Below are 26,856 nucleotides of genomic sequence, written 5' to 3'. Positions count from 1 at the left end.
GCTGCCAAGTACTTACATAAATGGAAATTAAGGCTTTCATGTGGGAGATAACTATGGAACGTCCGGTTTACTATGCACATACCCTTGAAGGGGAAAACGAGGAAAAGTGGCAGACCATAAAAGAACATTCCGAAAATGTTGCAAAGCTTGTAAAGAAATTTTCTGCGGAATGGTGCACGGAGGAATATGCCGAAGATCTCGGACTGCTGCACGATGCGGGAAAATACCAGACCGATTTTCAGCGCCGCCTGCACGGTGAAAAGCTGTCTGTGGAGCACTCGATTGCCGGAGCAAGACGTTGGCTCGAAATGAAGTGGCCGGAGTCGGGGGCATATTGCATTGCCGGGCACCACAGCGGTCTGCCGGATGTGGGCAACCGAACCGATTCGGAAGACGAACCGACACTTCTCGGACGCATGAAAAGAGAACAGCAGGATTTTACCGCCTGCAAAGGCGAGCTTGCACTAACTGAAATCAACGCCTTCCCCGCGAAAGATGCCGTTTGCAGGAACGGCAGCAGCGCGGACGATATTAAAAAAGAATACGCTTTTTGGACACGGATGATGTTTTCCTGTCTGACCGATGCCGATTATCTTGACACGGAAGAATTCTGCAGCGGCCGAAAGGAACGGGGGATTCATGCAGACTTCATGGCGTGCTGCGATCTGATGAATCAGCATATTGCGCAGTTTCAGGCGGATACTCCCGTCAAACGAGCCCGTGAGGCTCTGCGCAGGCAGGTCATATCACACGCGGATGAAAAGGCCGACATTTATCTGATTCATATGCCCACGGGAAGCGGCAAGACGCTCACCAGCATGCAGTTCGCGCTCGAAAGAGCAATTCGGTCTCATAAAAAGCACATTATCTATGTGATTCCTTACACAAGCATCATTGAACAGAATGCGAAGGTGTTCAAAGACATCTTTGGAGCCGAAACCATTTTGGAACACCACTGCAACTTTGATTACGAATCCGTTCAAGACGCCGCTATGCGCAAAAGACTCAAACGAACGGCTGAAAACTGGGACGCATCCATTGTTGTGACAACCAACGTGCAGTTCTTTGAATCGATTTACGGCAACCGCGGCAGCGAGCTCCGCAAACTGCACAATATTGCCGACAGCGTCATCGTGTTCGACGAAGCACATATGTTCCCCAGCCTGTTTTTTCAGCCATGTCTGGAAGCTGTGCGGATTCTGACCCAGAGATATCACTGCGAAGCGGTCTTCATGACGGCCACCATGCCCGATTTTCACACATGGATGCGCGAATTCGGCTGCGGAGGTGTAAAATCCCTCGACCTGACGGAAGACAAAAGCAGTTTTCCCATTTTTGACCGCTGCAAAATCGAATCTCTTGGACGGCGCTCGTCGGAAAAGCTGGCAGGTCTCGCGGCGGAGGCTGAAAATTCGCTCATCGTTGTCAATTCCCGCAGGGCCGCAAGACGGATTTATCAACTGCTGCCGGGGAAAAAGTATCATCTCTCGACCTACATGACCCACGACGACCGCAGCAGGGTCATCGCCGAAGTGAGGGATTCCCTTGCAAATCGCGAACATTTCTGCCTGGTCTCCACATCGCTTATCGAAGCAGGCGTAGATTTGGATTTCGACCTTGTTTTCCGCGAACTTGCAGGGCTTGACAATCTGCTCCAAACTGCCGGGCGCTGCAACCGTGAGGGCAAAAAGCGGGACTGCAAAACATACGCCTTTGAGTTTGAGGAGGAAGACCTGCGGCCCAAAAGCAATGAATTTATGATTCAGCAATCGTTCTGCCGCGAAGTGTTTCAAAGATATGACGATGTTGCTTCTCCAGAAGCAGTCGAGTTTTACTTTAACCGGCTTTATGCCTATACGCTTGACAGCAGAAAATCGATGGATTTCAAAGCGGCGTTCTCCCCCGCTTCCTGCGGCATTGACGGATTCGGATTCAATTACGCCCGATATGCCCGCGATTTTCGCCTGATTGACGAAAACACGCAGCCGCTCGTGATCGTTACCGAAGAAAACAGGGAGACGGTTATGCCGCTGCTGAAAGCTGCCGCCTACGGCGGGATGGCCGCCGTGAGGCGGCTCCAGAAGTATTCAATTTCGCTGCGCCCATACGAATTTGAGAAACTGACCAAGGCCGGCGCTGTCTGTGACGAAAAAGGAATCCGCTACCTTGGCTGCGAGCGGTATTACAGCAGAGAAAGCGGAATTCTGTTTGAAAACAATGAAGCCGACATCTGGTGAAATTACCTATGATAAGAAAGATTAAGGAGGTTTCCAATGGGTTACGGAATCAAGATTCTCATCGAAGGCGACTACGCACTTTTCAGCAGGCCTGAGATGAAAGTGGAACGAGTTTCCTACGATGTGCCGACGCCGAGCGCTTTGACCGGACTAATTTCCAATATCTACTGGCACCCTGGTATGAAATACATCATTGACACGATCTATGTGCTGAGGCCCGTGCAGTTCGTCAACATCAGGCGAAACGAGGTCAGCGAAAAACTGCTTCCATCTGCTGTGAAAAAGCAGATGGACGGCATGGCAGACGACATCAGCATTTATACAAAGGAATGTATCAGCCAGCGGGCGAGCCTTCTGCTGAAAAATGTTCTTTACGGCGTTGAGGCACACTTTGAGCTGACGGACGAAAAAGACGAGAATCAGACCCCGGAAAAGTGCTGCAACATTCTGCTGCGACGGCTCCGTAAAGGGCAGCATTTCGCTCAGCCGTGCCTCGGCTGCAGGGAATTTCCCGCGCGAATCACGCTGACCGACAAAATTCCGCAAAGCCCGATCACGGGCGACGTTGACCTCGGGTATATGCTTTACGATCTTCAGTATAAAAAAGATAAAACCGGCAAAAGTCTGGATTCCGCTGAACCGCGCTTTTACCGCCCCCATATGATAAACGGTGTTATCGATGTGGCGAAGTATGCCAAGGGGCTGCTATGTTAAGGGCGCTCAGCAAATACTACGACTGTCTGTGCCGGCAGAAGGACAGCGGCCTTGTGCCGGACGGTTACAGCAAAGTTGGCGTGAATTATAATTTGGTGTTACATTCCAACGGAACCATAAAAGAGATTTTGCCGTACACAAAAGCTGTGCTCAACGGAAAAAAAGAGAAGGAAGTTCCGCGGGACGAGTTTTTTCCTTTTCGAAACTCGGTGCCCGGAATCTCGGCTGAAACCATAGACCACCGTGAAAAATACCTTTTTGGCATTGAGTGGGACAAGAAGAATGAAAAGCTTTCGGCGACGAAGAATTCCCTGCTCGCCTTTGAAAAATGCAAAGAGAAAAATCTTTCGTTTCTTGAGGGATTAAGCTCTCCGATCATCGACGCATATAAAATCTTCCTGCAAAACTGGAACCCGGAAAACGAGCTTGACAATCCGTTCCTTACGGCACTGGGCAAAAAATACGGCGGTGCGAAATTCATTGTCACGTCGCAGGAAGACCCAGCTGCACAAAGACCGCTCAGTCGTGAAGCGCAGGTAAAAGAGAAGTGGGAAAACGACTGGCGGAACAGGCCGATCCCGGCCGACGCGGTGTTGGGGCAGTGCAGCATCAGCGGAAAGTATGGCCAGATTGCCCGGATCCACGACAATCTTACGGGAATATCCGGCGGGCTTGCCACCGGCGTGAACATTGTTTGCCTAAAGTCGCCGGCTTTCTGGTCTTATGGCCGAAGGGAATCCTATAACAGTTCCGTGTCACAGGAGATTATGGAGAAATATACCAAGGCGTTCAATTATCTCACTTCCGTACCGGCTCATAAACAGATGCTTGACGGTATGACGCTCCTTTTCTGGGCTATGACGGCGGAATCCGAAAAGCCGTATCTGCAGGCATTCAACACCGGGGCTGGTTTTTTCTCTTTGCCGGCGGAAGATCCATCCGAAGCGGAGCGGAACGAACGTCAATCGCAGGAACAGGCGCTTGCATCTGTTTTCAGTCAGCTTTCACAGGGCAAGGAAGCCGACTGGAAAGGCTTTGGGATCGATCAAGGCACGGAGTTTTACATTCTCGGCGTGAAACCAAACAGCAGCCGTTTGGCCATCAAGATATTCGAACACAATTCTTTCGGAACGATAATGGACCGTATTCAGCAGCATCACAGGGATATGCAGCTCTCTCCGGCGGACAAACAGATGCCGATCTGGCTCATCAGCAAAGCACTGAAATCACCGATTGCCTCCAAGGACCCGCTGCCGCCCGACCTTTCGACGAAAATCTTGCAAAGCATCCTCCGCGGCTCCCCTTATCCCCGTTTTATGCTCGAAACAGCGGTGCGCCGGGCAAAAACAGATCAGGACGACGCGGCGAAAAAGTTTTATGCGGTCAGTCGTGACCGCGTACGGATGATCAAGGCGTGCCTGACACGCATGGATCTTATAAAAAGGAGCGAATTTACTATGTTGAACACGCAGAACACGGACGGCGCTTACAACTGCGGCAGACTCTTTGCCGTTCTGGAAATGATTCAGCAAAAGGCGCTTCCGGGTATCAACACCACGATTAAGGACAGGTTCTTTTCCTCGGCCTGCAGTACGCCGTATCTTGTTTTCCCCCGCTTAATGAAACTTTCTCAGAGCCATTTCGGGAAACTGGACAGAGGCAATGCAATTTTCTTTGAGAAAATCATTCAGGAAATTGTAAGTAATCTCGGCGACTCTTTCCCCAAGGCCATGAACATGGAAAAGCAGGGGATGTTTATCCTTGGATATTACCAGCAAAAAGAAAAAATGTTTGAAACGAAAAGCGAAGGAGAGAAAGACAATGAGCCTGCATAACCGGTACGAGTTCGTCATGCTTTTTGATGTGGAGAACGGCAACCCCAACGGAGACCCCGACGCGGGCAATATGCCCCGTGTCGACGCCGAAACAAGTATCGGCATTGTGACCGACGTATGCCTCAAACGTAAAATCCGCAACTATGTCGAGGCCACACAGGAGGGAAAGCCCGGCTACAATATTCTCATTAAAAACGACCGGGCCCTGAACACAAAGTATACTGAAGCATACGATGCCTGCAATCTTAAAACGAAACAGAAGGGCAAAGACCAGAACGCGGTAGCACAGGCTCGGGATTACATCTGCAGAAATTATTTTGACGTGCGAACCTTTGGCGCCGTCATGAGCACCGGTGACGACCCATGCGGCATTGTTCGCGGACCGGTTCAGATCAACTTTGCGCGCAGTATCGACCCGGTGCTTCCGCAGGAGATCACCATCACCCGTCAGGCGCTTACCACAGAATCCGACCAGTCCGAAAAGGGAAATACCATGGGGAAGAAGAATTTTATCCCCTATGGCCTTTACCGGGCGGAAGGATATGTTTCCGCGCTGCTTGCCAACAAAACAGGTTTCAGTGAAGACGACCTTGCACTGCTTTGGCGGAGTATCGAAAACATGTTTGAAATCGACCACAGCGCGGCACGGGGCAAACTGTGCATGCGGAAGCTGTATGTCTTCAAGCACGACTCGGCCCTCGGCAATGCACCATCCCATCTGCTGTTCGACAAAATAGCAATCGAAAAGAAGAGCGGAGTAGAGATTCCCCGTAAATTCAGCAATTACAACATTACGATTGATAAGTCTATGCCCGAAGGGGTAGAGATCATTGAAAAGTTCTGACACGTTAACAGATATCCGGTCGGTTCAGCAGTACCTCTACTGCCCGCACCGGTGGGGACTGATGGAAACCGATTGCAGCTGGGCCGAAAATGTGTTTGTCTGCAGGGGCAATCTGATACACGAAAACGTGGACGCCGGCAAACGCGGTGCGGCCCGCAGCGCAATCGTGGAACGGTCGGTCAGGGTATACAATGACGACTGGGGGCTTTTCGGCGTGATCGACTGCCTTGAACTTCGCCGCTCTCCGTCAGGATGCTTGATCGGGAAATATGGGGAACGCTTTGAGCTTACCATTGTCGAATACAAGGTGCGTTCTCCCAAAGCCGGTGATTTTCGGCGTGAGGACGCGATGCAACTTCTGGCACAGAAGATCTGTGCGGACAGTATTTTCAAAACAGACTGTAAAACCTTCTTTTATTACGCGGATACCCGAAAAAGAATACGGGTTGATTTTCGCGAGGATGATTACGCATTTTTAAAATCGACCCTCTCAGAAATGAAATCGCTGCGAGAAGCCGGCGTCATTCCTCCCATCCGGGACGGCCAGTACTGCGGCGGATGCTCCTTAAAGGATATTTGCATGCCAAAGGGGGAAAAGCGCCGTCATGCGAAAACTGCTTAACACGCTGTATATCACCCATCAGGAGGCCTACCTCAGTCTGGACGGGGAAAATATTGTGATGCTGTTAGATGGGAAAGAGGCCGCAAGACTGCCGCTTTCCAATATTGAAAGCGTTGTCTGCATGAACTATCCCGGCTGCAGTCCGGCACTGATGGGCAAATGCGCCGAAGAACGGATCGGGCTGTGCTTTATCTCTCCCGGCGGAAGGTTCCTTGCCAGAGTAACCGGGCAGGTGAAAGGCAATGTCTTTCTGCGCAAACAGCAAATGGAGACGTTCTCCGATCCGGAAAGACAAACGGAGCTGATCCAAAATCTGATCACCGCAAAGCTGAAGAACACACGCAATTTACTCATGCGTTCGCGTCGCGATTATCCGCAAACCGACACCGGCGGCAAGCTGTCCCGCTGTATTGATTTGCTTGAAGAGAATCAGAAAAAGCTGCTTCAGGAAAAGGAACCGGAAGCATTACGGGGGATTGAGGGTCAGAGCGCCAAAGCGTATTTTGATGTGTTCGACTCGCTGTTTACCCAGCAAAAAGAGGATTTCTCACTTTCCGGAAGAACAAAGCGCCCACCTCTTGATTTAACCAACGCCATGCTTTCCTTTCTTTATACGATCTGCACTAATGATATTGCGTCTGCTCTCGAATGTGTCGGTCTCGACCCCTATATTGGCCTGTTTCATACACTGCGCCCGGGAAGGGCTTCTCTCGCGTGCGATATCATGGAGGAATTCCGGGCATTGGTTGAGCGTTTGGTCCTTACGATGGTCAATCTGAAAATCGTGCAAAAAAGTGATTTTGATAAGCAGGTCAGCGGGGCAGTATGGCTCAATGATGACGGCCGAAAGAAAGTCATTACCGCATGGCAGAACAAAAAGAACGAATGTGTAAAACATCCATTTACGAAAGAAAAAGCGCCAATCGGTCTGTTTCCCTATGTTCAGGCAAATCTGCTGGCCAAATATATTCGGGGTGAAATCGAGACTTATCCGAATCTTGTCTGGGGGTAGAATATGTTTGTCATTGTCGCCTATGACGTGAACATCACTTCCGAAAAAGGCAAAACACGGCTGCGAAAAGTCGCAAAAGAATGTGTCAATTACGGTCAGAGGGTACAAAATTCGGTGTTTGAGGTTAATCTCGACTACGGCAAATTTTTACAGATGAAAGACCGTCTTATCAAGCTGATTGACCCTGACAAGGACAGCCTGCGTTTTTATTATTTGGGGGATAACTGGAAAAAGCGTGTTGAGCATATCGGTGTGAAACCGGGATATGACAGCGAGGGGGTGTTGATTTTCTGAGTGCGAACGTGCGGTGACTGCAAAAATACCGTGCGGTTCGCGGATTAGTTTTTGTCCATCTCCATAAAGGAATCTTCATAGCAGATAGATTACTTGTTATTGTTGTCCGCCCCGTATGCGGAATGCAACTCCATATGCACAATATATAGAGTCGCACCTCTCGCGGGGTGCGTGGATTGAAATCATACATGTACATAGCCGTCGTGATGCCAAGCGTCCGTCGCACCTCTCGCGGGGTGCGTGGATTGAAATTTCATAGACAAGTGACACAGAATGTTGGAATAAAGTCGCACCTCTCGCGGGGTGCGTGGATTGAAATTCATATGCAAGCCTTTAAACGTCCTGCTGTTCGAGTCGCACCTCTCGCGGGGTGCGTGGATTGAAATCATACGGCGGCAACATTGCAGACTACGAAGAAAAGTCGCACCTCTCGCGGGGTGCGTGGATTGAAATGTTACCGATACCGAGCAAACGCAGTTAGAAGGGGTCGCACCTCTCGCGGGGTGCGTGGATTGAAATCCCGGAGCGCTGGCTTTGTTGCCTACAATGGCGGGTCGCACCTCTCGCGGGGTGCGTGGATTGAAATTTGCAGACGTATAAGGGTAAACTGTTATTCCCGGTCGCACCTCTCGCGGGGTGCGTGGATTGAAATGGCAAAAACCACAAGCAAGTACATCAGACTATGGTCGCACCTCTCGCGGGGTGCGTGGATTGAAATAAAATAATCATAATTTATGTATAATCATAGGTGAGTCGCACCTCTCGCGGGGTGCGTGGATTGAAATCATCAAGCAGCTTTGCAATGATCAGCAACACAAGTCGCACCTCTCGCGGGGTGCGTGGATTGAAATGTAAATCTGATATAACACAAGAAGAAGAAGAAATAGTCGCACCTCTCGCGGGGTGCGTGGATTGAAATGTGTACTGGAAACAGTTTAAATCGATTATATCGTGTCGCACCTCTCGCGGGGTGCGTGGATTGAAATTATCACCAGTGAAAACAATTTTGATTCTACAGCCGTCGCACCTCTCGCGGGGTGCGTGGATTGAAATTTTTATCAATCCATCCTGATCCACTGCAATCAAAGTCGCACCTCTCGCGGGGTGCGTGGATTGAAATAAACGCATAGAAAACAAGTGCAATAAATACGGTTGTCGCACCTCTCGCGGGGTGCGTGGATTGAAATTGTATCCTAATTTACAGTAAAGGAAAGACGATATGTCGCACCTCTCGCGGGGTGCGTGGATTGAAATTCATATCTTCAGACAAATCATCAAAACGCTTGCCGTCGCACCTCTCGCGGGGTGCGTGGATTGAAATTACAAAGCGAAGTAAAAAATTGGAATCTACATCAGTCGCACCTCTCGCGGGGTGCGTGGATTGAAATGCGCCTGATGGTCCAGTGGGCCGCACGGATTATGGTCGCACCTCTCGCGGGGTGCGTGGATTGAAATGATAATGCGGTTTGTGGGAGGAAACAATAATGTATGTCGCACCTCTCGCGGGGTGCGTGGATTGAAATCTTACTCCGGCGCAAAGAATGCAAGGATATTATGTCGCACCTCTCGCGGGGTGTGTGGATTGAAATCGGAACTTCGGTTTGCTGCCGGTTACTGTGGACGCGTCGCACCTCTCGCGGGGTGCGTGGATTGAAATCGACTGCCAAAGACGATCCCGCCAATGTCGCTAGTCGCACCTCTCGCGGGGTGCGTGGATTGAAATGTATTCCGGGCCGTATGACGATGAAGTACCGTGGTCGCACCTCTCGCGGGGTGCGTGGATTGAAATAAGCCGTGGTGGTGCGGGTGACAGGACTTGAACCGTCGCACCTCTCGCGGGGTGCGTGGATTGAAATGCAAGAATCCGCAACGAAAAAGAAAAAAGCGGCCCGCATGTTCATTTAGCCGTCTTCGAACCGGGATAAGATGGTTTATGTATGATGAAACAGTCTTACAGCAATTCCAGTTGCATTGTAGAATTTTCTTATGTCCATATTTGCAATCTAAGTTCGGAAAAGCTTTAGGATGCATGCTGTCACAGATGATGCTCTTCTGTTCAGCCAACGGGGTCAATCACGATTTTTCCGTCCGCTTCAATCGGAACGGCGCCCGCGTCCCGCAGGACAACAGCGACAGCGGCGTCCAGCCGCGACGGGAGCTCCGGCCATTTCAGGGAAGCCTTGAATTTTACGGATTCATTATCGGATTTGAGCAGTTCTTTCACGATTTCCCCAATGGTTGCCCGGCCGACCCGGCGATGCGCGGCAAGAATCTCTTTTTTCATCTCTTTATAGTACGTGCAGAAGAAGTCAAAGAAGGCCTCGCTGTCCGCACTGTTGGCGGTGTACATTTCCAGCTCGTATTGGTTGACCGGAACCCCCTTTGCCTTCAGCACCCTGTTCATGTCATGGGACCTGTGGGCGTCCATGGTATAAACAATCAAGCCTTCATGCGCCATCGTCCTGTATTTATCGGTTATGTCGATCAGCTTATCCATGGAACTGTACAGAAACGGCGGATTAATTTCAATCGTGGTATCCCCGCTGAAAATGATTTTGTATTTCGGATCATAGACGCAGACATGCCCGCGGGAGTGAGAGCCGTCAAAGGAAATGAAGAACCGTCCCAGCTCCCACCCGGTAAGCGTCACGCTGCCGTATTGCCGGGTGATTCTTGAGCTTGGCTTTAAAATAGTCGCCTCATCCACCATATGATTGTCGTCATGACCCACGGTTTCTTCCACGATTGCTCTCATCACGTTCTTCGTCAGGCGGTGAGATTTCTTTTCGGTCATTTCGAACAGCGGATTTCCCGGGAACTCCGTAGAGAATACATCTTCCCATTTTTCCAGTTCCTCGTAATCGTTCATAATATCCGTAATCATACTTCTTGTCGTTCCGATTTCTTCTTCAGGAAGATAGAATTTCCAGGGGAGCCCAGTTTCCTTCACAACGTCGCAGTTGGCAGCATGGTCAAAATGGCCCTGGGTGATCAGCATAACGACTTCCCCGACCCCTTTTTTTTCATACAGATCAACCAGGTCCAGTATCTTTTTCTTGCAGTACGGAAGCGTTCCCGGATCGATGATGTAAACCTTATCTTCGTCCCTCAGGACATAGGTTGTGGAAGACGGTGCTCTGCCCCAGAAATTGCCGCTCAAAAATCCCTCAATTCTCCAAACGTCAGGCAGCACCTCTTGGACCAAATCGTCGGATTCTGCTTCATTTTTTGTTTTTTCCATCATGGAAGACCTCCAATTTATTTATTTTATGAAACATACCAATTAATATATTTCATAAAACGTTGTGCTTATTATAGATTCCGGCTATTGAATAATCAATAGTTATAATATATAATGATTAATAAATTTCATATTTTATAATTATTTAATATTTATAAAACAGTTTCATTAATATATTTCATAATTTTGGAAGTGCGGTATGAACGGATTCGAAAAAAGGCGTAAAGAAAAAAAAGAAGCCATATTGCTTGCAGCGAAGGAGCTGTTCAAACAATATGGCTACCATAAAGTGAGCATTGCAGAAATTGCAAAAAGGGCTTCCGTTTCACAGGTGTCCATTTATAATTTCTTTGAAAGTAAGGAAAATCTAAAAAATCAATTAATGAAAACTCTTTGGGAAGATTACTACCATACCATCCTGTCCGTTATAAACAGTGAAGAAACGGTCCAAAAGAAAATTGAAAAATTTTTTTACACCGTGGCGGTCTATTCTAGAAATTATTCCGCCAATTTTGTTGCAGAATCCCTGCGCAGCCAGTTAAAAACAGAAGAAAATACGACGGAAGACCAACTGGAAAAAATCAGGCAGGCCATAGTTTTCCTGATTGAACAGGGAAAAAGCGAAGGCGCCATCAAAGATACGATTACGACGGACGCTATGCTGAACTTAATTGATATGTTTCGATTCTATGTAATCCATAATCCTCAGGCAAGTTTGAACTATGACCAGAATCCACACCTTCTTGATGAAATGATATCGCTGCTTCTGACGGCGCTGCTGGTTTAGCCCGATATTCCATCCCAAACCTATGGAAGCGCCTTTGAAGAATTATTGGGTTGTTATTTACTTACCCGGCGAATTGGAATAAAGTATATTACAAATAAGTATAACGTTAAATCTCAATCAACGCACACGATATAAGGAGACTCTATGATTACGATCAAGGATATCGCAAGGGCTGCGAATGTGACGCCTATGACTGTAAGCAATGTTATTCATGCCAAGTCTCGAATGGCGTTGATCCGAAAACCCTCATCCCTTTGCGAGGCACGAACTTTTGCCGGGCATCGAATGCTACAAAAACTTATCGTGTGAAAGCACTACTTCATGTATTTATTGATTACTTCATTATAAATGTTGCGATAGACATCAGGTTTGGTCTGAACAAGATTCAGTTCGCCATCTGTTAGCGATTTCACGTTGAACGAGTTCTTTTCATCAGAGTTAATTACCGGATACCGACCTGTTTCCTTACCAGAAGGCGTGTAAAAGCCCCGAAGAAACTCATTACTGTCGTCATCTTTAATTAGGAAAAAGATATATTCTTTATTGGGCATAGATGGTCCATACCCGAGCTCATAACGTACTGCTTTTCCATTTTCTTCAACAGTATAATACCTTTCAGCGATTGAAATTGTGTCACCCTCTTTTAGGTTTCCTTTAAATACACGGGAAATTTGAAATGAGGAAGCTGTAATTCCAAAGGTTACTGATTTTGAGTCAGGGCTATATAGTTTTTGCTTTGCGTCGTCAAGTATCTTGCCTTCTACAATATATTCCGCCAGCTTCTCCTCTTCATCTAATGTCTGGGGATCATACAAGGAATCTCCTGTTACAACTTGAACCTGATCTGCCGCTAAGGGCTTTTGCCCCAGACCGGAAGGCTCCGTAGAATTGACTTGACATGCCGACAGGGAGATTGCGATAATAGTGGAATAAAGTAATAACGTAATACGATTTTTCATCATTTTAACCCCCTATAATTATGAATACAGGTATTTTAAGTTTGCACTGTCATGTAACTCTATATTATAACTTGCAAGACCCGAATCGAGATACGCTGACTGAAACATAATGGCTTGACTTTGACATGTCGGATGATCTAAGCCGTAGATATGGCCTGTTTCATGCGCCACGGTTCTTATTAATTCTTTTTTTCCTATAGTACTGTCATTTCCATTAAAATAGTATGAATTCAATTTCATGCGTCGCAAGCCTGTATCAATCCATTGGCCATTAATTATCATTGCATCTGTTTCTGCAATAAAATCCTGCGAATCTCCAGGATAAGCATTCAAAACAACGTTGTAATCATCTGGGGTCTCATTACCGACATTCGCAACAAAGTCTATTTTGACTGTACTAATAATTCCATTCCATTTATTTATGGCGCTGCTGATATCACTGTAGGAAAGGACTGTCAGGTCCTGTGCGCTGGGAGCAATGGCAAATTTTAGCTTGATCGGGTCCTGATATCTTCCTATTACAGCATCTTCTTCTGGAGTAATATAGAATTGTTTAGTGGTGTAATTATTGGACCGATCCACATCGTTAATATTTTTATTTTTATCTACCTCTACACTGAATTGTCCACCCCCACAGGCATAATAGGTTAATGTTAGTGTGAGGATTCTTCCTGTTTTCGCGGGAAGATCCACTGTCGTATTGGCTGTGACACCTCCGGGTAAGTAGAAATCCACTCGTACGCCTGTCACTGAAATGTCTCCATAGTTTACTGCAGGTGCCTTTACATGAAATTCCTCTGTGCAAATTAAAGGATCTTCAACTTGTGTCGGAGCTATTGCGGCCAAATCTATAACACTTTGCCACGTGTAATTTCTACCACTTTTATTATTTGAAGAATTCGTTTCAGTAGTGTCACCCTCTATTTCAATATCGATTCGATGAGATCCACATAATTTGCTAATCGAAACAGTATATGTGCCGCCATAGCCTGATGCAAAAGTACCGAAGTTATCTATCCATGCTGTTTCACCGTCGATTAGTGTAGCTATTGTTACATTTGTGTCGCTTGTATCTCCTATATTCGCAACTGGTACACTGAATTTAGTATAATTTGTATAAGAAAATGGTTGAGTAGATGGATTGGTAGTAATGCTTCCAATTGCCAGATCAGGACCACTAGCGTTTGGACTCATGATAGAATCTTTGACCTGTTTATTTTCTGTTAGCTTTGCTCCTTTTATAATATCATTACCAGAATCACTGTCTTTTGTATTTAACATGGCTTTTTTTGATTTATTATGTCGCTGATTGCCATTGGTTCTGATTCATCAATCGAAAGGACCTTAACAGCCGATTTCATGTTTGGATTAGCCGAATTTCGGTTTGGTGAAGCAGCATAAACCGGTTGTATAATAGCAAGAACCGCTACAGTTAAAAAAACAGAGAAAAACATTTTTGACCTTTTCATCTTTGAAACCTCCTACTATAATAATTAAGATAGATTGGTATTAACAGCCGAAGAGGCTGATGATATAATAAATTCGTATGGGTGAGGATTCCTTTACCTCCCTCCTTTTTGAATATGAAGCATGCGTCTATTCTGTATTCGTTGCATTGGGGATATCTATTGTTTTATCCCCCAAAAACCAAACTCATGCCTTGCTTCATCGCCGTCCTAGAAAAGTGGCGTTTCATGAACAATTTCTATACTGTGTTGTCTAATATGGCGGTAGCCATACTTCTTATTGATCGAATAAATCACAGCGTTTATGGGATTAGCTATTGATCGAAATATAATGGGTGCCAGCAGTAAATGGAAAATCTTGAATTATATGTAACATTATTGCTAATTACCATAATATTACATATATGGATATCTGTCAATTGATTTGCCTGATACGATTTATTTCAATATATTTCTTATCGTCAATCTTCAATTCGGCGAAAATTGAATTTACCCTAATAATTAATTAGTGCGATATTAAAGTCTTATTGACTGTGCATCTTCAACAAGATAATAAAAGCGTCAATAAGGATGAAAGCCCAAAGAGGATACTCGATTTTATCATATTTGGTGGCATCACGCCTGAAATGTTAAACCGCCAGTGGACGCAGGTATTACATTTTGGCGGGATTACATAGTCAGCGTCCTGAATCTAGGTAGTCCGAACAGTTTCCTCAGCATGAAGAAAGCGGACGAGGGCTATCAGCGCATAAGTGTAACACCTCTTAATTTTTCAGGCGATACTGTGATTGAGCTTGGTCTTGATTTTTCGCTTGTTCATGAGTCCAGCCAATATAATTACTGGCAGGAAATCAAGAAAGAGCAGTGTGGGCTTGGGGCGGCTATCATAGGCCGCACCCTGACAACCGGAATCCGCATCTTTTCCGGGTTCAGTCTTGATTCGAAAGAAGTCGCAGAGAAAACAGTCTGCTGTGATGACCGCTATATCGGGCTGAAATGCGTTGTAAATCTGACAAAATCAGAGAAAAGTACGCTTGTTAAAAAAGTGCTCGGGATGCGAAGCGACGGCGAGCTGCTTGAACTGAATCCGATGATACCGGAGGAGTGGAATTCGTACAGTTTCCGCATTGCTTACAGGGGATCCGTACTTTTCATCGGTATCGATCAAAAAAGTCTTAAAATCAGGGCTGACAATGGAGTGGAAGTCTCTGTGCTGCTTTATGGCGAAAAGCGGCGGATCACCGAAAAAGGTGTGGAATTTCCCCGGAGGGGCAGCAACAGGACTTGATTTTGAAGGTGTGGCAAAATGGACTGGATTATAAGCGAAGAGGGCTTTGAGCGCGATAAAATAATCGGCAACGGCAATAAATTTATGACGGGAAACGGCTATATGGGATGCCGCGGGACAATAGAGGAATACAGAAAATCCGAATATACGGGCATCAATCTTGCCGGCGTGTATGACAGGCATGGCGAACAGTGGCGTGAAACGGTAAATGCGCCGAACCCGCTCTTCACGAAGCTTTTCGTTGATGGGAATGAGATTAGCCTTCTTTCGGAAAAGCCGGCTGCCCATGAGCAGAGTCTCAATATCAGAATGGGGCTGCACAGGATTTTTCGGGTCCCGGCCGTCGGCTGAACCCTGGAGCCGCCTGACTTGGCCGGCATGGAATTCGCCCTAATCTTCGGTTGTTCACACCGGGGAAAAGCGGTATAATAAAACAAAGTACAATAAGTGCTTATCTGGGGAGAAGTGGGAATTTTGGAAACGGCGGAGAAAAGAAAAATATACAACGTTCTGGTAAAACGGTTTGAGTTTGAAACTCCGTATCTGATGGCTCTGGTCGGGGGTTATCTGAGTGAAAATCAGATCGGCTGCGAGGACTTCGGATACCCGAAAATGCGTCAGCTTTTGGAGGAGATGCCCGAATGCGCTTCGCTTAGCCAGGTCCGCACCGGCACGAACATGAATTATACCGTTACGCTGCATGAGTGGAAGGAAGAAGCCGTGCAGGAGGAAGCGGAGCGTCTGCCCGCGCCGCGGGAGGGAGAGAAGCCGGAGGCGGAACCCCTCGAAAAGCCGCTGGGCGAATCGGACAAGCGCGCCGTTTATGATTTGCTGATCGACGAATTTCCGGCGGAAACGCCTCTGCCCATGGCGTCAATCAGCCTTGTCATGACAAACGAAGGGTATCGCAAGGAAACGTACGGATTTGTAAAGATGAAGCAGCTGCTCCGGCAGCTTTCGGAGTTCATGACGCTTCAGGACACGGTCACCAACGGCGTCCCCGCCACCCTGGTCACGCTTCATCGGGTTCCCTCCTGGGACCATGAAAGGGGCCGGAATTCAACCGGCTGCCCCGAAGCTTTTCAGCAGCTGCCGGAAACGATGAATGAGATCATTCTGCCGAATAAAACGCTGGCCATTCTGAATAAGCTGATCACCGGGGAGGAAGCGGCGCCGTCCGAAGAAATTCTGAACCGGATGAAGGAGTCCTACCGGGAGGCGAGGGCAAACGGCACGTTTACGGTCAGGGAAAATGCCTATACCTTTCCGCTTTCCCTGAAAGCGGTCGGCGGCGAGCCGATGATCGCGGGAATCAAGCCCTCCCGTTTCGAAGGGGAAAACGGATGGTTCCTGAACTTTATCGGCGTTCAGCACAGCACGCCGGGCAAGGCGATTGAAAATTTCGCCTTTATGGGTTTCTGGGACAACGTGCTCAGCGACCTTGCGGAAATGGCGCTGCCCGAAAAGTGGTATTTTCAGGGGGAGGATCCCAACAGTAAGCTGATGCTGCGAAGTTATCTGCAGTACACGTTTTACCGCCTTCAGCTGGAGGACAAGGTCAGCGTCAGCGACGACGGGCGGTTCGCGGCTTTCAACACGGGCATGGTCACGCCGCATTACGACGATATTTACGCGTGCTTTGAACCAAACGACGACAGGCAGAAAAACAGATGGCGCTTCATCGGCTTTTCCAAGGCGGGCGGCAGAGGATTGGGAAAGCGGCTTGTAAATTATTTTAATCCCCTGCCGCAGCCCGCCTCTTATTTCGAACGCAAAGAGGATCTTCTGTTCGACCTGGAAAAGGATCTGCACACCGATTATGACCATATCCTGCTGGATAATATCGCCCGGCTGCCGGTTGAATTTCTCCGGGAGGAGCTGCACAGCGAACCGGATGCGCTGGAGCTGCTGGATGAAATCGAGGCCGAGCGTTCCCCAAAGGCGAAAAAGAACCTGTATGCGCAACTGCGGGATATCGTTTCGGATTCCAACCGGCTTTATAACCGGCTTCGAAACCGGCTGGAAGACGCGATCAATCTTGCGCGAAAACAGGTTCGCTGGAACTATAAGACGGCGATTCCCTGCTTTTTTCCGACCCGGAACGTCATGAGCCTGATGCTGCCGCTGTGTCTGGTCAGCGAGGGCCGTGCGGACGCGGCGCTCGTCGTGGAGCTGACCCGCGCCGGAAACTATCAGGGCCAGACGATTCTGACGCTTCAGCAGGCCTATATCGACGCGCGGATGATCTGCCGCCCGAACAGCGAATGGCTGAACGCCGACCAGATCGTTCCGGATCTGGACGCCTATACGGACTCCGATTCCGCCGACTGAAAACCGGATGGCAGCATGGCGGCGGCGTCAAAAATAGAAAACAGCGGTTAACATATACAGTTTTTAAATCCGGATGCAGATGTGACTGTACCATACGATGAAAATTGAAAATATCTCTTTCCGAAACTTCATCTTTCAGATTTCGAACCGATACTTTTATAGGAAATTACCAAACGGCCCGAAGCGGGGGATATGCGGCGGCGAGGGCTGAAACAATTCGGAGGGATATTATGAGAGCAAGCCTGAAAACACTGGCACAGGACACGGGGATGACCTACGACCAAAAGCGAATGAGCGCTTTTGGATATTATCAGGGGTATCAAATGATCATCAGGAATGTGCCGAACGTGCGCGTTTTTGAAATCCGGTTTTATGTAAACGGCGGCACCCCGGAACAGGCAAAGGCGGTTCAGGATTATTTCGCTGGCCTGTCCCAGTCCAATCCGGCGGTTAAATCCGCCGTTTTCGACGGCGTCGGCGCATCCGTTCAGGTGAAGTCGAACGGGAAAAACAGGATGGAAGCCTTAAAGGAGGTCCTGAACTCCGTTTTAAGCGTCTGCAGGTCAAGCTCGATGGTGAGCTGCTGCAAATACTGCGGGGCCCAGACAAATCTGGGCGTTTACAGTCTGGGCGGGGAGTGTGCCTCCCTGTGCGGCGGCTGCTTTGAAAAGGCGCAGTCCGACCTTTCCATGGCGAAGCAGTCTTTAAAAGAGCAAAAGAGCAATATCGCCGGCGGAATCGTCGGGGCTTTGCTGGGCTCCCTGATCGGCGTCGCGCTGTGGGTCATTGTCTATCAGCTGGGCTATATTGCCGGGATCGTCGGCTTTGTCATGGCGGTCTGCTGCATGAAGGGATATGAAAAGTTCGGCGGCAAGCTGAATGCCGCGGGAATGGTGATTTCTCTTCTGATTGCGGTCGCAATGCTCTATTTTGCCGAAAACGTCTCCCTTGCGCTGGAAATTTACAACGAGTTCAAAACGGAATACGACATTACGTTTTTCGACGCGTTCCGGGCAATTCCGGAATTCATGAAGGACGACTCCGTGTCGAGATCGGTTCTTTCGGACCTTGCGATGGGTTATCTGCTGATGCTGGTCGCCAGCGTATCTTCGATTCGAGCCACCTATCAGAACGCGAACCTGAAACATGAAATGAAGAAATTAAGCTGAGGCTGTTCGCCGGAAACAGAGAAAGAGGTGCCGGGGTGGATCGTGCAAAAGGAGTCGCATACTGCGGCCTTGCCTGCTGCCTGTGCGGCAAAAATGAAACCTGTGCCGGCTGCAGAAACGACGGCTGCCGCGAAAAGGACTGGTGCAAGTCTTTTCGCTGCTGCAGGGAAAAGGGACTGAACGGCTGCTGGGAATGCGCGGAGTTTCCCTGTGAAAACCGGATGTTTCAAAAACCGAAGGTCACTGCGTTTGCAAAGTTCCTTGCAAAATACGGGAAAAAAAGTCTGATGGATCTGCTGGAACGAAACGAATCGGCCGGGGTGGTTTATCACAGGTCCGGCATTACCGGGGACTATGATCTGGAAACGGAAGAGAAAGTGGAGAGCCTGCTCGAAACGGCTCGGTTGAAAAAAAGCTAACCTTTTTAAAAAAGCGGGTGAAACGATGAAACAGGAAAAATCCTGCGGAGCGGTCGTCTTTTTACGGACCGGCGGAGAAATCAGGTACCTGTTGATCCGGCATGTCAACGGCGGGCACTGGTCTTTCCCCAAGGGTCATGTGGAAAACGGGGAAACCGAGGCACAGACCGCGCTGCGCGAAATCAGGGAGGAAACGGGCCTGCGCGTCGCGCTTGACACGGGCTTTCGCCGGGTTGCCTCCTACAGTCCTTCGGCGGGCGTCTGGAAGGACGTGGTCTATTTTGTCGCGGAAGCCGGGGACAGCCGGCTGAAAACGCAGGCGGAGGAAATTCTGGAAGCCGGGTGGTACCCTTTTCACGAGGCAAAGAAAAGGATCACCTACCAAAACGACGCCGATTTGCTTGAGTCGGCTGCCGATTACCTGAAAAATCAAATTCAGGGATCAAAAACCTGAAACAGGGCGCGGAACGATTTTTTTCGTTCCGCGCCCTGTTTTTGCCTGATCGAATGCAAAAACGGCGCTGTATGAGGGGGAATATGAAAAGGGAATGTTGGCGGCTGGTTCAAGGGGGACCTCCGCACGCGCGCCCGATACGGGACATATTTTAAAGAGAGGCCTGCAAGGAAAGGAGACTTGTATTGTGACTGATCAGAAAAGCTATGAGATTATCAAAGCCCTGGCCCTTGGCATGACATCGGAGCAGACAGCCCGCGCGGAGAACGCCCAAGTCCGTGAAATCGACGGCATTCGGGAAACCTCCGCAGTAGAAATTGCCGCGGAGCGGGATGCGCTTCGGAAAGCGGGGCGTTTGATTTGAATGAGAAATGGATCGACGTCTCCGCTCACAACGGAGAGATCGGCTGGAAGCAGGTCGCGGCCTCCGGCGTTCGCGGGGCGGTTTTGCGGGCCGGTTACGGGAACAGCCCTTCGCAGATGGATACGCGGTTTCAAAACAATATTGCCGGTACGGCTGCGGCAGGCCTGAAAACAGCCGTGTACTGGTTTTCTTACGCGGATTCGGAAGCGGACGCACTTGCGGAATGGGCCGCATGTAAAAAGACGATCGAGCCGTATCGCGGGAAGATTCTGTTTGTCGCGTATGACTATGAATATTCTTCTGTCAACTATTATAAAAAGGTGCATGGAACCGCGCCGTCCGGCAAACTGATCAACAGCATGGTCAACACATTTCTGGCCGCGGCCCAACAGGACGGCTGGAACGCGGTATTGTACCTGAACAACGATTACCGGCTGAATGTGTTTACGCCGCAGACGCTTGGTTTGTGGAGCCTGTGGCTTGCGGATTACAGCGGCGGGCCGGATGCGGACTGCGCGCTGCAGCAGACGACAAGCTTCGGGACGGTGCCCGGCATTTCCGGCAGGGTGGATCTTGACGCCGTTTTCCGTGACTTTTCCGCCGCCGCGACAAGCGTGGAAATCGACACCACCATGGATCTGTCCCGCCCGCACGGGGAATTTTACACGGTAAAAACCGTCTGCCCGAGGCAAGTGTCTTTAACGGCGGGAACCGGGGGAATCGTCACGGTCGTTCCATTTCCCAGAAACGGAAACGAGCAGCTGTTTGCTTTGGTCGCCGTGGGCGGGCCCGGAACGGAAACGGGAATCTATACGGCAGCGCCGGGGGAAAAACCCCTGAAACGTTTTGTCTACCGTGTAACGTAAGGTGTGATGACTTTGTCGGTGCAGAACTGGATCGCCCTGATCAGCGCTTCGGTTGCTTTTCTCGCGCTGCTGGTTACGCTGCTGCGGGGAATGAAATCGGAAGCCCGTGAGGACGGAAAAACAGCGGAGGTGCTTCGCCAGGTCAACAGTAAACTGGAAGGCATCACAAAGCAGGAGGCGGCCAACAGCGCCAGAATCGAGGCGATTGTCGAACGGGTCGTCGTTTTGGAGCAGTCAACCAAACAGGCTCACTTCCGCATAGATGAACTGCGGGAGGAGCTGCATAAATGAAAAGCCGGATGATTCCGGCGGAAAGAGGGTTTTTCAATGGATTGGAAGGCAAAGCTGTCCTCCAGAAAATTCTGGGTTGCCGTCGCGGGCCTGGCGGTCGGCGTCATCGCGCTGCTCAGCCCGGGGACGGATACCTCGCAGATTACAGGGGTTATCATGGCGCTCGGCTCGGTCGTCGCCTATATTGTTGGCGAGGGAATGGTTGACGCCGCCGCGGCCGGCGCGCCTCAGGACAGCGGCGGGAGACGAACCGGAAATTCAGAGGACAAAACCAACTAGAAAAATTTCTATATCGAAGCGGGCCCGCCGGGGATCGAATCCGGCGGGCCTCTTTTATTCTATCAGCAGCGGGGCAGCCCGGCGTTACTGCCGGGAACCGCCGATGTTCCAGACCATACCCGTAATCAATACGCCGATTCCAATTAAAATCAGCAAGAAAAGAATACTCATGGGCCTTCTCCTTTTCATCCATGGAAAACCGCCCTCTGAAAGGGCGGTCAGCGAGAATTCTTCTGTAAACAAGGCTTCTGCCGGCACGATTGAAAGTTTACCGGTAAAATATGGACGAGCCGTGAAGGAACCATGAAAAAACAGAAAAAAATCTAGGCCGTCATTCTCTCCTCGACCCGGCCGCGAAACTCCTCATACGACCGGCTGCCGTTCAGCAGACGAAGCTGTTCGTTGTCAGGAAGGGAAAGAAAATAGGTCCTTAATTTTTCTTCCTCCTCGCTTAATCTGGATGGAAACGGGAATTCACGATATCCGGAGTAATCCATTTTTCTCATCACCTCATGTTTATTCTATGGCGAATCCTGGCAAATATGCGTCGGAAAACAGGAGATGATTGACAGATCGTTGTTTCAATGCTATGATGATTGCAGTTAATAAAAATAGGTTTTACTTAGTGAAATTGAAGGGAGTCCAAATGGCTTATTTTGAAATTACCGGAGTGTTTCCGCCCGTCATTACGCCCTTTCACGAGGATGAAAGCGTGGATTACGATTCGTTTGCCGCAAATCTTGAAAAATGGAACCGGACGGGCCTTGCGGGCTACCTGATTCTGGGATCCAACAGTGAAACGCCTTATTTGACGGAGGAGGAAAAGCTGGGGCTGGTGCGGCTTGCAAAGCAGCACAAAGCGCAGGACAAACTTCTGATGGTCGGCACGGGGCTGGAATCGACGGAAGCGACCGTCAGGCTGACAAATCTGGCGGCGGACGCGGGGGCGGACGCGGCTTTGGTACTGACGCCCGGTTTTTACGGTGCGGCGATGGGCGACGATGCCCAGTACGCTTTTTTTACGGAAGTCGCGGACCGCAGCAAGATTCCTGTTCTGCTTTATAATGTGCCGAAATTTACGCATATTAATTTGACTCCGTCGGTGGTCTCGCGCCTGAGCCGGCACCCGAACATCATCGGGATGAAGGACAGCTCCGGCGATATCGGGCGTATGACCGCGCTGATGACGGAGGGATTGGACAGCGAGTTCAATTTGCTGGTCGGCACGGCCTCGGTCTGGTATCCCGCGCTGGCGCTCGGAATCCGCGGCGGCGTTATGGCGCTGTGTAACTGCGCGCCGCGGGAATGCGCCGAAATTCAAACCCTCTTCGACGCGGGCAAATATCAGGAGGCTTTGGAGCTGAACAAAAAAATGTTCCCCGTTAATGCGGCGGTGACCGGAGCGTTTGGCGTTCCGGGTTTAAAATATGCCTGCGACCTTGTCGGTTACAAGGGAGGGTGCCCGCGCAAACCGCTGCTCCCTCTTACGCAGGAGAAAAAAGACCGGCTGGAACAAATCTTGAAAAGCTCCGGACTGGTTTGATTACAGCGGAGTCCGTCAAGTACCGGCCGTAGAAAAAACACGGCCTGAATCAAATATGAAAAGAAGGAAGAGATATTGATGAAAATCAGTCTGTTGGAACCCCTGGGCGTGCCGGAAAGCGTGGTCCGCGAACTGTCGGCGGAGCTGACAAAGGCGGGGCATGAGTTTGTTTATTACGACACCAAAACAACCGACAAAAAGGAACTGGCGGAGCGTTCCAAAGATTCCGACGTCGTCATGATCGCGAACAACCCCTATCCGGATGAAGTGGTGGAGGCCGCCGAAAAGCTGAAAATGCTCGCGGTCGCGTTCACGGGAATCGACCATGTGGGTCTTGCGGCCTGCCGAAAAAAAGGCGTGACCGTCTGCAACTGCGCCGGGTATTCGAATGAAACCGTGGCGGAGCTGGCGGTGGGACTCGCGATCGGGGTGCTGCGCCACATTCTCCCCGCGGACGAGGCGACCAGAACCGGAAAGACGGCGGCGGGCCTGACCGGCCGCGAAATTTGCGGACGCACGGTCGGCATTGTCGGCACCGGACGCATCGGCGTGCGCACGGCGCAGCTTTTCAAAGCGTTCGGGGCAACGGTGCTCGGCTGCGCGCGGCATGAGTCGGAAGAAGCAAAGGCCGCGGGAATCCGGTTCGCCGGGCTGGAAGAGCTGCTGCAAAAAAGCGATATCGTTTCGCTGCACCTTCCTTTGACGGCGGAAACCAGAAAAACCTTCGGCAAAAAGCAGTTCGACGCGATGAAACCGGGCTCGATTTTCCTTAACTGCGCGCGCGGCGCGATCGTTGACAATCAGGCGCTTGCGGACGCGCTGAACAGCGGTAAAATCGCGGGTGCGGGCGTCGATGTTTTCGACATGGAGCCGCCGATCCCGGAGGAATACCCGCTGCTGCACGCGAAAAATATTCTTCTCACGCCACACGTCGCGTTTGCTTCGGAGGAATCGATGCTGCGGCGCGCGAAAATCGAATTTGCGAACGTGGCGGCTTACCTCTCCGGCTCGCCGGAAAACGTCTGCAAAATCGGATGAGAGAAGAAATCCCGGAGCGGAGCGATCCGCTCAAAAAAAACCAGTCGGTGGAAAAAGCGTTTCGAATTCTGGAAGCGATGGCGTCCTGCCGGGAGCCCGTCCAGCTGAGGCGGCTGGCGGAGCTGACCGGCTGCCCGCCCAGCACGGCGATTCGGTTTCTGCGCACGCTGATGAAGCTGGGCTATGTCCGGCAGGACCCGGAAACGCAGAAATATTTTCTCACGTTTCAGCTTTGCCGCCTGGCCGGGCAGATCCGCGACGCGAACCCGCTCAACAGAATCGCAAGGCCGGTGATGAAAGAGCTGTCGGTACGGTGCGGGGAATCCGTCTGCCTTGCGGTGGAACAGGAAAACCGCGCGGTTTACGTCGAAGTAGTCGACGGGCCGGATCAGCTCGTCCGCTCCCTTCAGCGGATCGGCAGCAGTTCGCCGCTGCACTGCACCGGAGTCGGAAAGCTGTTCCTTTTAAACCGCTCGCGGGAAGAGCTGGCTGTTTTTTTCCGCGAAGAAACACTGGAACGCTTTACCCGGAATACGATGACGGAGCCGGAGGCGATTTTCACGGAGCTGGAAGCGATCCGCCGGCGCGGGTACGCGTTCGACAACGAGGAATGCGAAATCGGCGCGCGCTGCGTCGCGTTCCCCGTCCGTGATTTTACGGGGAAAATCGCCGCGGGCCTTTCCGTGACGGGCACCGTGTTCCATATCGACGACAAATTCGTTGAAAAGACCGCGCCGATCATCCGTGCGGCCGCGGAGGAAATTTCCGGAATTCTCGGTTATTCCAAATAAACTGAGGGGACATGGCTTTCGGCCATGCCCCCTCGGCTTATTTTTCGGTGATGCCGTCCAGCGTCAGCAGCGGACGGTAAAGCTCCGGCCTGCGGTCGCGGAACACGCCCCATTCGGCGCGCTGCGCCTCGAGCGCGTCCAGGTCGAACGCCGCGGTCAGCACGGTTTCCTCCGTTCGCCCGGCCTGCGCCAGAATTTCCCCCGTAGGCCCCGCGATGAAGGAGGAACCGTAAAACTCGATGGAGGAAGAGCCGGCCTTTTCGCCGCCGACTCGGTTTGAGGCGATCACGGGAACCAGATTGCAGGCGGCGTGGCCGACCATACAGCGCTGCCAGTGCTGCATGGAATCAACCTCCGGGGCCTCCGGCTCCGAACCGATCGCGGTCGGGTAAAACAGCAGCTCCGCGCCGAGCAGAGCCATGCAGCGGGCCGCTTCCGGGAACCACTGGTCCCAGCAGATGCCAACGCCGATTTTTCCGAACTTTGTCTCCCAGACCCGAAAGCCCGTGTCTCCGGGGCTGAAATAGAATTTTTCCTCATACCCCGGGCCGTCCGGAATATGGCTTTTCCGGTACACACCGAGCAGGCTGCCGTCGGCGTCGATGATTGCAATGGAATTATACCGGGCGTTGTTTTTCTTTTCGTAAAAACTAACGGGAATTACTACGCCAAGCTCTTTTGCCACTTCGCGAAAATGCCGCACCGCGGGATTTTGTTCCGTTTCACAGGCCCAGCCGTAAACGGCGGGGTCTTCCATTTGGCAAAAATAGGGGGTTTCAAACAGCTCCTGCAACAGGATGATCTGCGCGCCCCGTCCGGCTGCCTCGCGGAGCATCCGGTCTGCTTTCATCAGGTTTTTTTCCGTTGAATCGCAGCAGCTCATCTGCGTTGCCGCGACAACCACGTTTCTCATCAGGCTCATTCCTCCAATTCCCGGCGCGCCAGCGGAATCTGCTGGGTAATGCAGTGGACGTTTCCGCCCTCCCGCACAAGCGGAATCCCGTTGACGGTCCGAATCTTACGGCCCGGAAACGCTTTTTGCAGAATTTCAACGGCACACCGGTCGGTTTCGGCGGCGTCCCCGCCGAAGACCGGGAGAATCAGACCGCCGTTGACCAGATAAAAGTTGAGATAGCTCAGGGTCAGCCGGACTCCGCCGTACCGGCGCGCGGGCGGCTGAGGAATTTCGATCAGCTCCGGGCGGCGGCCCCGCGCGTCCGTCGCGCTCAGCAGGATCCGACGGTTTTCCTGTGTGATTTCGTAATTGGGATCCTTCGGATCCTCGCAGACCTGCAGAAGCACCGCGCCGGGCCGGGCAAAGCACGCGGCGTTGTCCACGTGCCCGTCCGTTTCGTCGCCCGCGAGCCCTCTCCTGAGCCAAAATATCGTTGTCACGCCGAGCAAGGATTTCAGAATGTCCTCAATTTCCGCCCGGGTCCGGTCCGGGTTTCGGTTCGGGTTCAGCAGGCACTGCTCGGTGGTCATCAGAGTTCCCTGTCCGTCCGTGTGAATCGAACCGCCTTCCAGAATGATCGGCGCGTCCAGACGCGGAATTCCCAGATGCTCCAGAACCGCGCTCGCCGCTTCATGGTCCGGCTCATACGGGGCGTATTTTCCGCCCCACGCGTTAAAGCGCCAGCGGATGCCGAGCCGGGCTCCGCTTTCTTCCTGCACGACCGTCGGGCCGCTGTCGCGAACCCATGCGTCGCTGTGCGCGGCGGTGAAGATTTCAATTTTATCCCCGCAGTGCAGACGGGCCTGCGGCGCGGTTTCTTCCTCCGCGATCACCGTAACGGGTTCAAATTCTGCGGCGGCGCGGGCCGCCTCCGCGTAACCCGCGCAGACCTCCTCATAATTTTCAGGGTGTATCAGAGAATTCCGCACCGGCCACTGAATCAGCGTCCTTTCGTGCGGCTCCCATTCCGCCGGCATTCTTCCGGTTTCGGTCATACTCAGTCCTCCTGTGCCGTAATTCATCTTATTATAGCATGTCCCGTTTTTAAAATCATCAC

At 50.8% G+C, this 26,856-nt stretch carries 29 protein-coding genes and 1 CRISPR repeat array; of the genes, 22 read left to right on the top strand and 7 right to left on the bottom strand.

Going from position 1 to position 26,856, the window contains the following annotated elements; genetic code table 11:
• The first annotated feature begins 53 nt into the window (after positions 1–53).
• The 7 genes from cas3 to cas2 are packed head-to-tail and all read left to right on the top strand — an operon-like array spanning position 54 to position 7,558.
• Positions 54–2,237 carry a CRISPR-associated helicase Cas3' gene (gene cas3 / locus CAFE_RS12260; protein WP_166525135.1) on the top strand — a complete coding sequence of 728 codons (2,184 nt, stop codon included), beginning with the start codon at positions 54–56 and terminating at the stop codon, positions 2,235–2,237.
• A 36-nt stretch (positions 2,238–2,273) separates the two neighbouring features.
• Complete coding sequence (cas5c, locus tag CAFE_RS12255) at positions 2,274–2,951, top strand: type I-C CRISPR-associated protein Cas5c (RefSeq protein ID WP_066646528.1); 678 nt, start codon at positions 2,274–2,276, stop codon at positions 2,949–2,951.
• Positions 2,945–4,786, top strand: coding sequence for a type I-C CRISPR-associated protein Cas8c/Csd1 (gene cas8c, locus CAFE_RS12250; RefSeq protein ID WP_066646526.1), 1,842 nt, complete (start codon positions 2,945–2,947; stop codon positions 4,784–4,786). The genes cas5c and cas8c overlap by 7 nt, the downstream gene beginning before the upstream one ends.
• Positions 4,773–5,630: a type I-C CRISPR-associated protein Cas7/Csd2 gene (gene cas7c / locus CAFE_RS12245; RefSeq protein ID WP_066646523.1), complete on the top strand. Its 858-nt coding sequence runs from the start codon at positions 4,773–4,775 to the stop codon at positions 5,628–5,630. Before cas8c ends, cas7c begins: the two co-directional genes overlap by 14 nt.
• Entirely contained in the window at positions 5,617–6,252 is a 636-nt protein-coding gene (cas4, locus tag CAFE_RS12240) for a CRISPR-associated protein Cas4 (protein ID WP_156990816.1), read from the top strand. Before cas7c ends, cas4 begins: the two co-directional genes overlap by 14 nt.
• Positions 6,236–7,264 (top strand): type I-C CRISPR-associated endonuclease Cas1c, encoded by a 1,029-nt coding sequence (gene cas1c, locus CAFE_RS12235; protein WP_066646514.1) that lies wholly within the window; start codon positions 6,236–6,238, stop codon positions 7,262–7,264. Before cas4 ends, cas1c begins: the two co-directional genes overlap by 17 nt.
• A 3-nt stretch (positions 7,265–7,267) precedes the next feature.
• Positions 7,268–7,558 (top strand): CRISPR-associated endonuclease Cas2, encoded by a 291-nt coding sequence (cas2, locus tag CAFE_RS12230; protein WP_066646502.1) that lies wholly within the window; start codon positions 7,268–7,270, stop codon positions 7,556–7,558.
• Positions 7,559–7,708: 150 nt separating this feature from the next.
• A CRISPR array of direct repeats spans positions 7,709–9,414; the repeat unit is 33 nt; unit sequence GTCGCACCTCTCGCGGGGTGCGTGGATTGAAAT.
• 200 nt (positions 9,415–9,614) lie between these two features.
• Here cas2 and CAFE_RS12225 read toward each other — a convergent pair.
• Positions 9,615–10,802, bottom strand: coding sequence for an MBL fold metallo-hydrolase (locus tag CAFE_RS12225; protein WP_156990815.1), 1,188 nt, complete (start codon positions 10,800–10,802; stop codon positions 9,615–9,617).
• 196 nt (positions 10,803–10,998) lie between these two features.
• Here CAFE_RS12225 and CAFE_RS12220 point away from each other — a divergent pair, with 196 nt between their 5' ends.
• Positions 10,999–11,586 carry a TetR/AcrR family transcriptional regulator gene (locus tag CAFE_RS12220; RefSeq protein WP_156990814.1) on the top strand — a complete coding sequence of 196 codons (588 nt, stop codon included), beginning with the start codon at positions 10,999–11,001 and terminating at the stop codon, positions 11,584–11,586.
• 144 nt (positions 11,587–11,730) lie between these two features.
• Entirely contained in the window at positions 11,731–11,895 is a 165-nt protein-coding gene (locus CAFE_RS20675; RefSeq protein ID WP_083210133.1) for a LacI family DNA-binding transcriptional regulator, read from the top strand.
• A gap of 5 nt (positions 11,896–11,900) precedes the next feature.
• Here the strand turns inward: CAFE_RS20675 and CAFE_RS12210 are convergent, their stop codons facing one another.
• The 3 genes from CAFE_RS12210 to CAFE_RS12200 are packed head-to-tail and all read right to left on the bottom strand — an operon-like array spanning position 11,901 to position 14,014.
• Complete coding sequence (locus tag CAFE_RS12210; protein ID WP_156990813.1) at positions 11,901–12,548, bottom strand: hypothetical protein; 648 nt, start codon at positions 12,546–12,548, stop codon at positions 11,901–11,903.
• A 15-nt stretch (positions 12,549–12,563) separates the two neighbouring features.
• On the bottom strand, positions 12,564–13,826 hold the full coding sequence (locus CAFE_RS12205) for a zinc metalloprotease (protein WP_156990812.1): 1,263 nt from the start codon (positions 13,824–13,826) through the stop codon (positions 12,564–12,566).
• On the bottom strand, positions 13,820–14,014 hold the full coding sequence (locus CAFE_RS12200) for a hypothetical protein (protein ID WP_156990811.1): 195 nt from the start codon (positions 14,012–14,014) through the stop codon (positions 13,820–13,822). Before CAFE_RS12200 ends, CAFE_RS12205 begins: the two co-directional genes overlap by 7 nt.
• A gap of 715 nt (positions 14,015–14,729) precedes the next feature.
• Here CAFE_RS12200 and CAFE_RS12195 point away from each other — a divergent pair.
• The 10 genes from CAFE_RS12195 to CAFE_RS12150 all read left to right on the top strand — a co-directional run bounded on the left by CAFE_RS12195 (position 14,730) and on the right by CAFE_RS12150 (position 21,472).
• On the top strand, positions 14,730–15,299 hold the full coding sequence (locus tag CAFE_RS12195) for a glycosyl hydrolase family 65 protein (protein WP_156990810.1): 570 nt from the start codon (positions 14,730–14,732) through the stop codon (positions 15,297–15,299).
• Between the two features lie 18 nt (positions 15,300–15,317).
• Positions 15,318–15,650, top strand: coding sequence for a hypothetical protein (locus CAFE_RS12190; RefSeq protein WP_066643894.1), 333 nt, complete (start codon positions 15,318–15,320; stop codon positions 15,648–15,650).
• Positions 15,651–15,773: 123 nt separating this feature from the next.
• Positions 15,774–17,630 (top strand): DUF3825 domain-containing protein, encoded by a 1,857-nt coding sequence (locus CAFE_RS12185; RefSeq protein ID WP_066643895.1) that lies wholly within the window; start codon positions 15,774–15,776, stop codon positions 17,628–17,630.
• A 230-nt stretch (positions 17,631–17,860) separates the two neighbouring features.
• Complete coding sequence (locus CAFE_RS12180) at positions 17,861–18,799, top strand: hypothetical protein (protein WP_066643896.1); 939 nt, start codon at positions 17,861–17,863, stop codon at positions 18,797–18,799.
• A gap of 35 nt (positions 18,800–18,834) precedes the next feature.
• Complete coding sequence (locus tag CAFE_RS12175; protein ID WP_330593973.1) at positions 18,835–19,218, top strand: DUF3795 domain-containing protein; 384 nt, start codon at positions 18,835–18,837, stop codon at positions 19,216–19,218.
• Between the two features lie 25 nt (positions 19,219–19,243).
• Positions 19,244–19,672 (top strand): bis(5'-nucleosyl)-tetraphosphatase, encoded by a 429-nt coding sequence (locus tag CAFE_RS12170; protein WP_066643898.1) that lies wholly within the window; start codon positions 19,244–19,246, stop codon positions 19,670–19,672.
• Between the two features lie 187 nt (positions 19,673–19,859).
• Complete coding sequence (locus CAFE_RS12165; protein WP_156990808.1) at positions 19,860–20,036, top strand: hypothetical protein; 177 nt, start codon at positions 19,860–19,862, stop codon at positions 20,034–20,036.
• On the top strand, positions 20,033–20,902 hold the full coding sequence (locus CAFE_RS12160) for a GH25 family lysozyme (RefSeq protein WP_156990807.1): 870 nt from the start codon (positions 20,033–20,035) through the stop codon (positions 20,900–20,902). Before CAFE_RS12165 ends, CAFE_RS12160 begins: the two co-directional genes overlap by 4 nt.
• 12 nt (positions 20,903–20,914) lie before the next feature.
• Positions 20,915–21,193 carry a hypothetical protein gene (locus CAFE_RS12155; RefSeq protein ID WP_066643900.1) on the top strand — a complete coding sequence of 93 codons (279 nt, stop codon included), beginning with the start codon at positions 20,915–20,917 and terminating at the stop codon, positions 21,191–21,193.
• Between the two features lie 36 nt (positions 21,194–21,229).
• Complete coding sequence (locus CAFE_RS12150) at positions 21,230–21,472, top strand: hypothetical protein (protein WP_066643901.1); 243 nt, start codon at positions 21,230–21,232, stop codon at positions 21,470–21,472.
• Positions 21,473–21,795: 323 nt separating this feature from the next.
• On the opposite strand, the gene CAFE_RS19695 is transcribed toward CAFE_RS12150, so the two are convergent.
• Positions 21,796–21,969, bottom strand: coding sequence for a hypothetical protein (locus tag CAFE_RS19695; RefSeq protein WP_166525134.1), 174 nt, complete (start codon positions 21,967–21,969; stop codon positions 21,796–21,798).
• Between the two features lie 149 nt (positions 21,970–22,118).
• On the opposite strand from CAFE_RS19695, the gene CAFE_RS12145 reads away from it, so the two are divergent.
• The 3 genes from CAFE_RS12145 (at position 22,119) to CAFE_RS12135 (ending at position 24,844) form a co-directional block, all read left to right on the top strand.
• The gene (locus tag CAFE_RS12145) at positions 22,119–23,015 is read left to right on the top strand and encodes a dihydrodipicolinate synthase family protein (RefSeq protein ID WP_066643902.1); all 897 of its coding nucleotides are present in this window, start codon (positions 22,119–22,121) and stop codon (positions 23,013–23,015) included.
• Between the two features lie 78 nt (positions 23,016–23,093).
• Complete coding sequence (locus tag CAFE_RS12140; protein ID WP_066643903.1) at positions 23,094–24,053, top strand: 2-hydroxyacid dehydrogenase; 960 nt, start codon at positions 23,094–23,096, stop codon at positions 24,051–24,053.
• Positions 24,050–24,844: an IclR family transcriptional regulator gene (locus CAFE_RS12135; RefSeq protein ID WP_066643904.1), complete on the top strand. Its 795-nt coding sequence runs from the start codon at positions 24,050–24,052 to the stop codon at positions 24,842–24,844. Before CAFE_RS12140 ends, CAFE_RS12135 begins: the two co-directional genes overlap by 4 nt.
• A 37-nt stretch (positions 24,845–24,881) precedes the next feature.
• Here CAFE_RS12135 and aguB read toward each other — a convergent pair whose 3' ends face one another.
• Both aguB and CAFE_RS12125 read right to left on the bottom strand, forming a co-directional pair.
• Positions 24,882–25,757 (bottom strand): N-carbamoylputrescine amidase, encoded by an 876-nt coding sequence (gene aguB, locus CAFE_RS12130; protein ID WP_156990805.1) that lies wholly within the window; start codon positions 25,755–25,757, stop codon positions 24,882–24,884.
• 5 nt (positions 25,758–25,762) lie between these two features.
• Entirely contained in the window at positions 25,763–26,794 is a 1,032-nt protein-coding gene (locus CAFE_RS12125; protein ID WP_207645021.1) for an agmatine deiminase family protein, read from the bottom strand.
• Positions 26,795–26,856: the final 62 nt, after the last annotated feature.

Source organism: Caproicibacter fermentans, assembly GCF_009746625.1.
Lineage (GTDB): Bacteria > Bacillota > Clostridia > Oscillospirales > Acutalibacteraceae > Caproicibacter > Caproicibacter fermentans.
The sequence above is the reverse complement of the archived record's forward strand: the minus strand, read 5'-3'. Positions and strand labels throughout refer to the sequence as shown.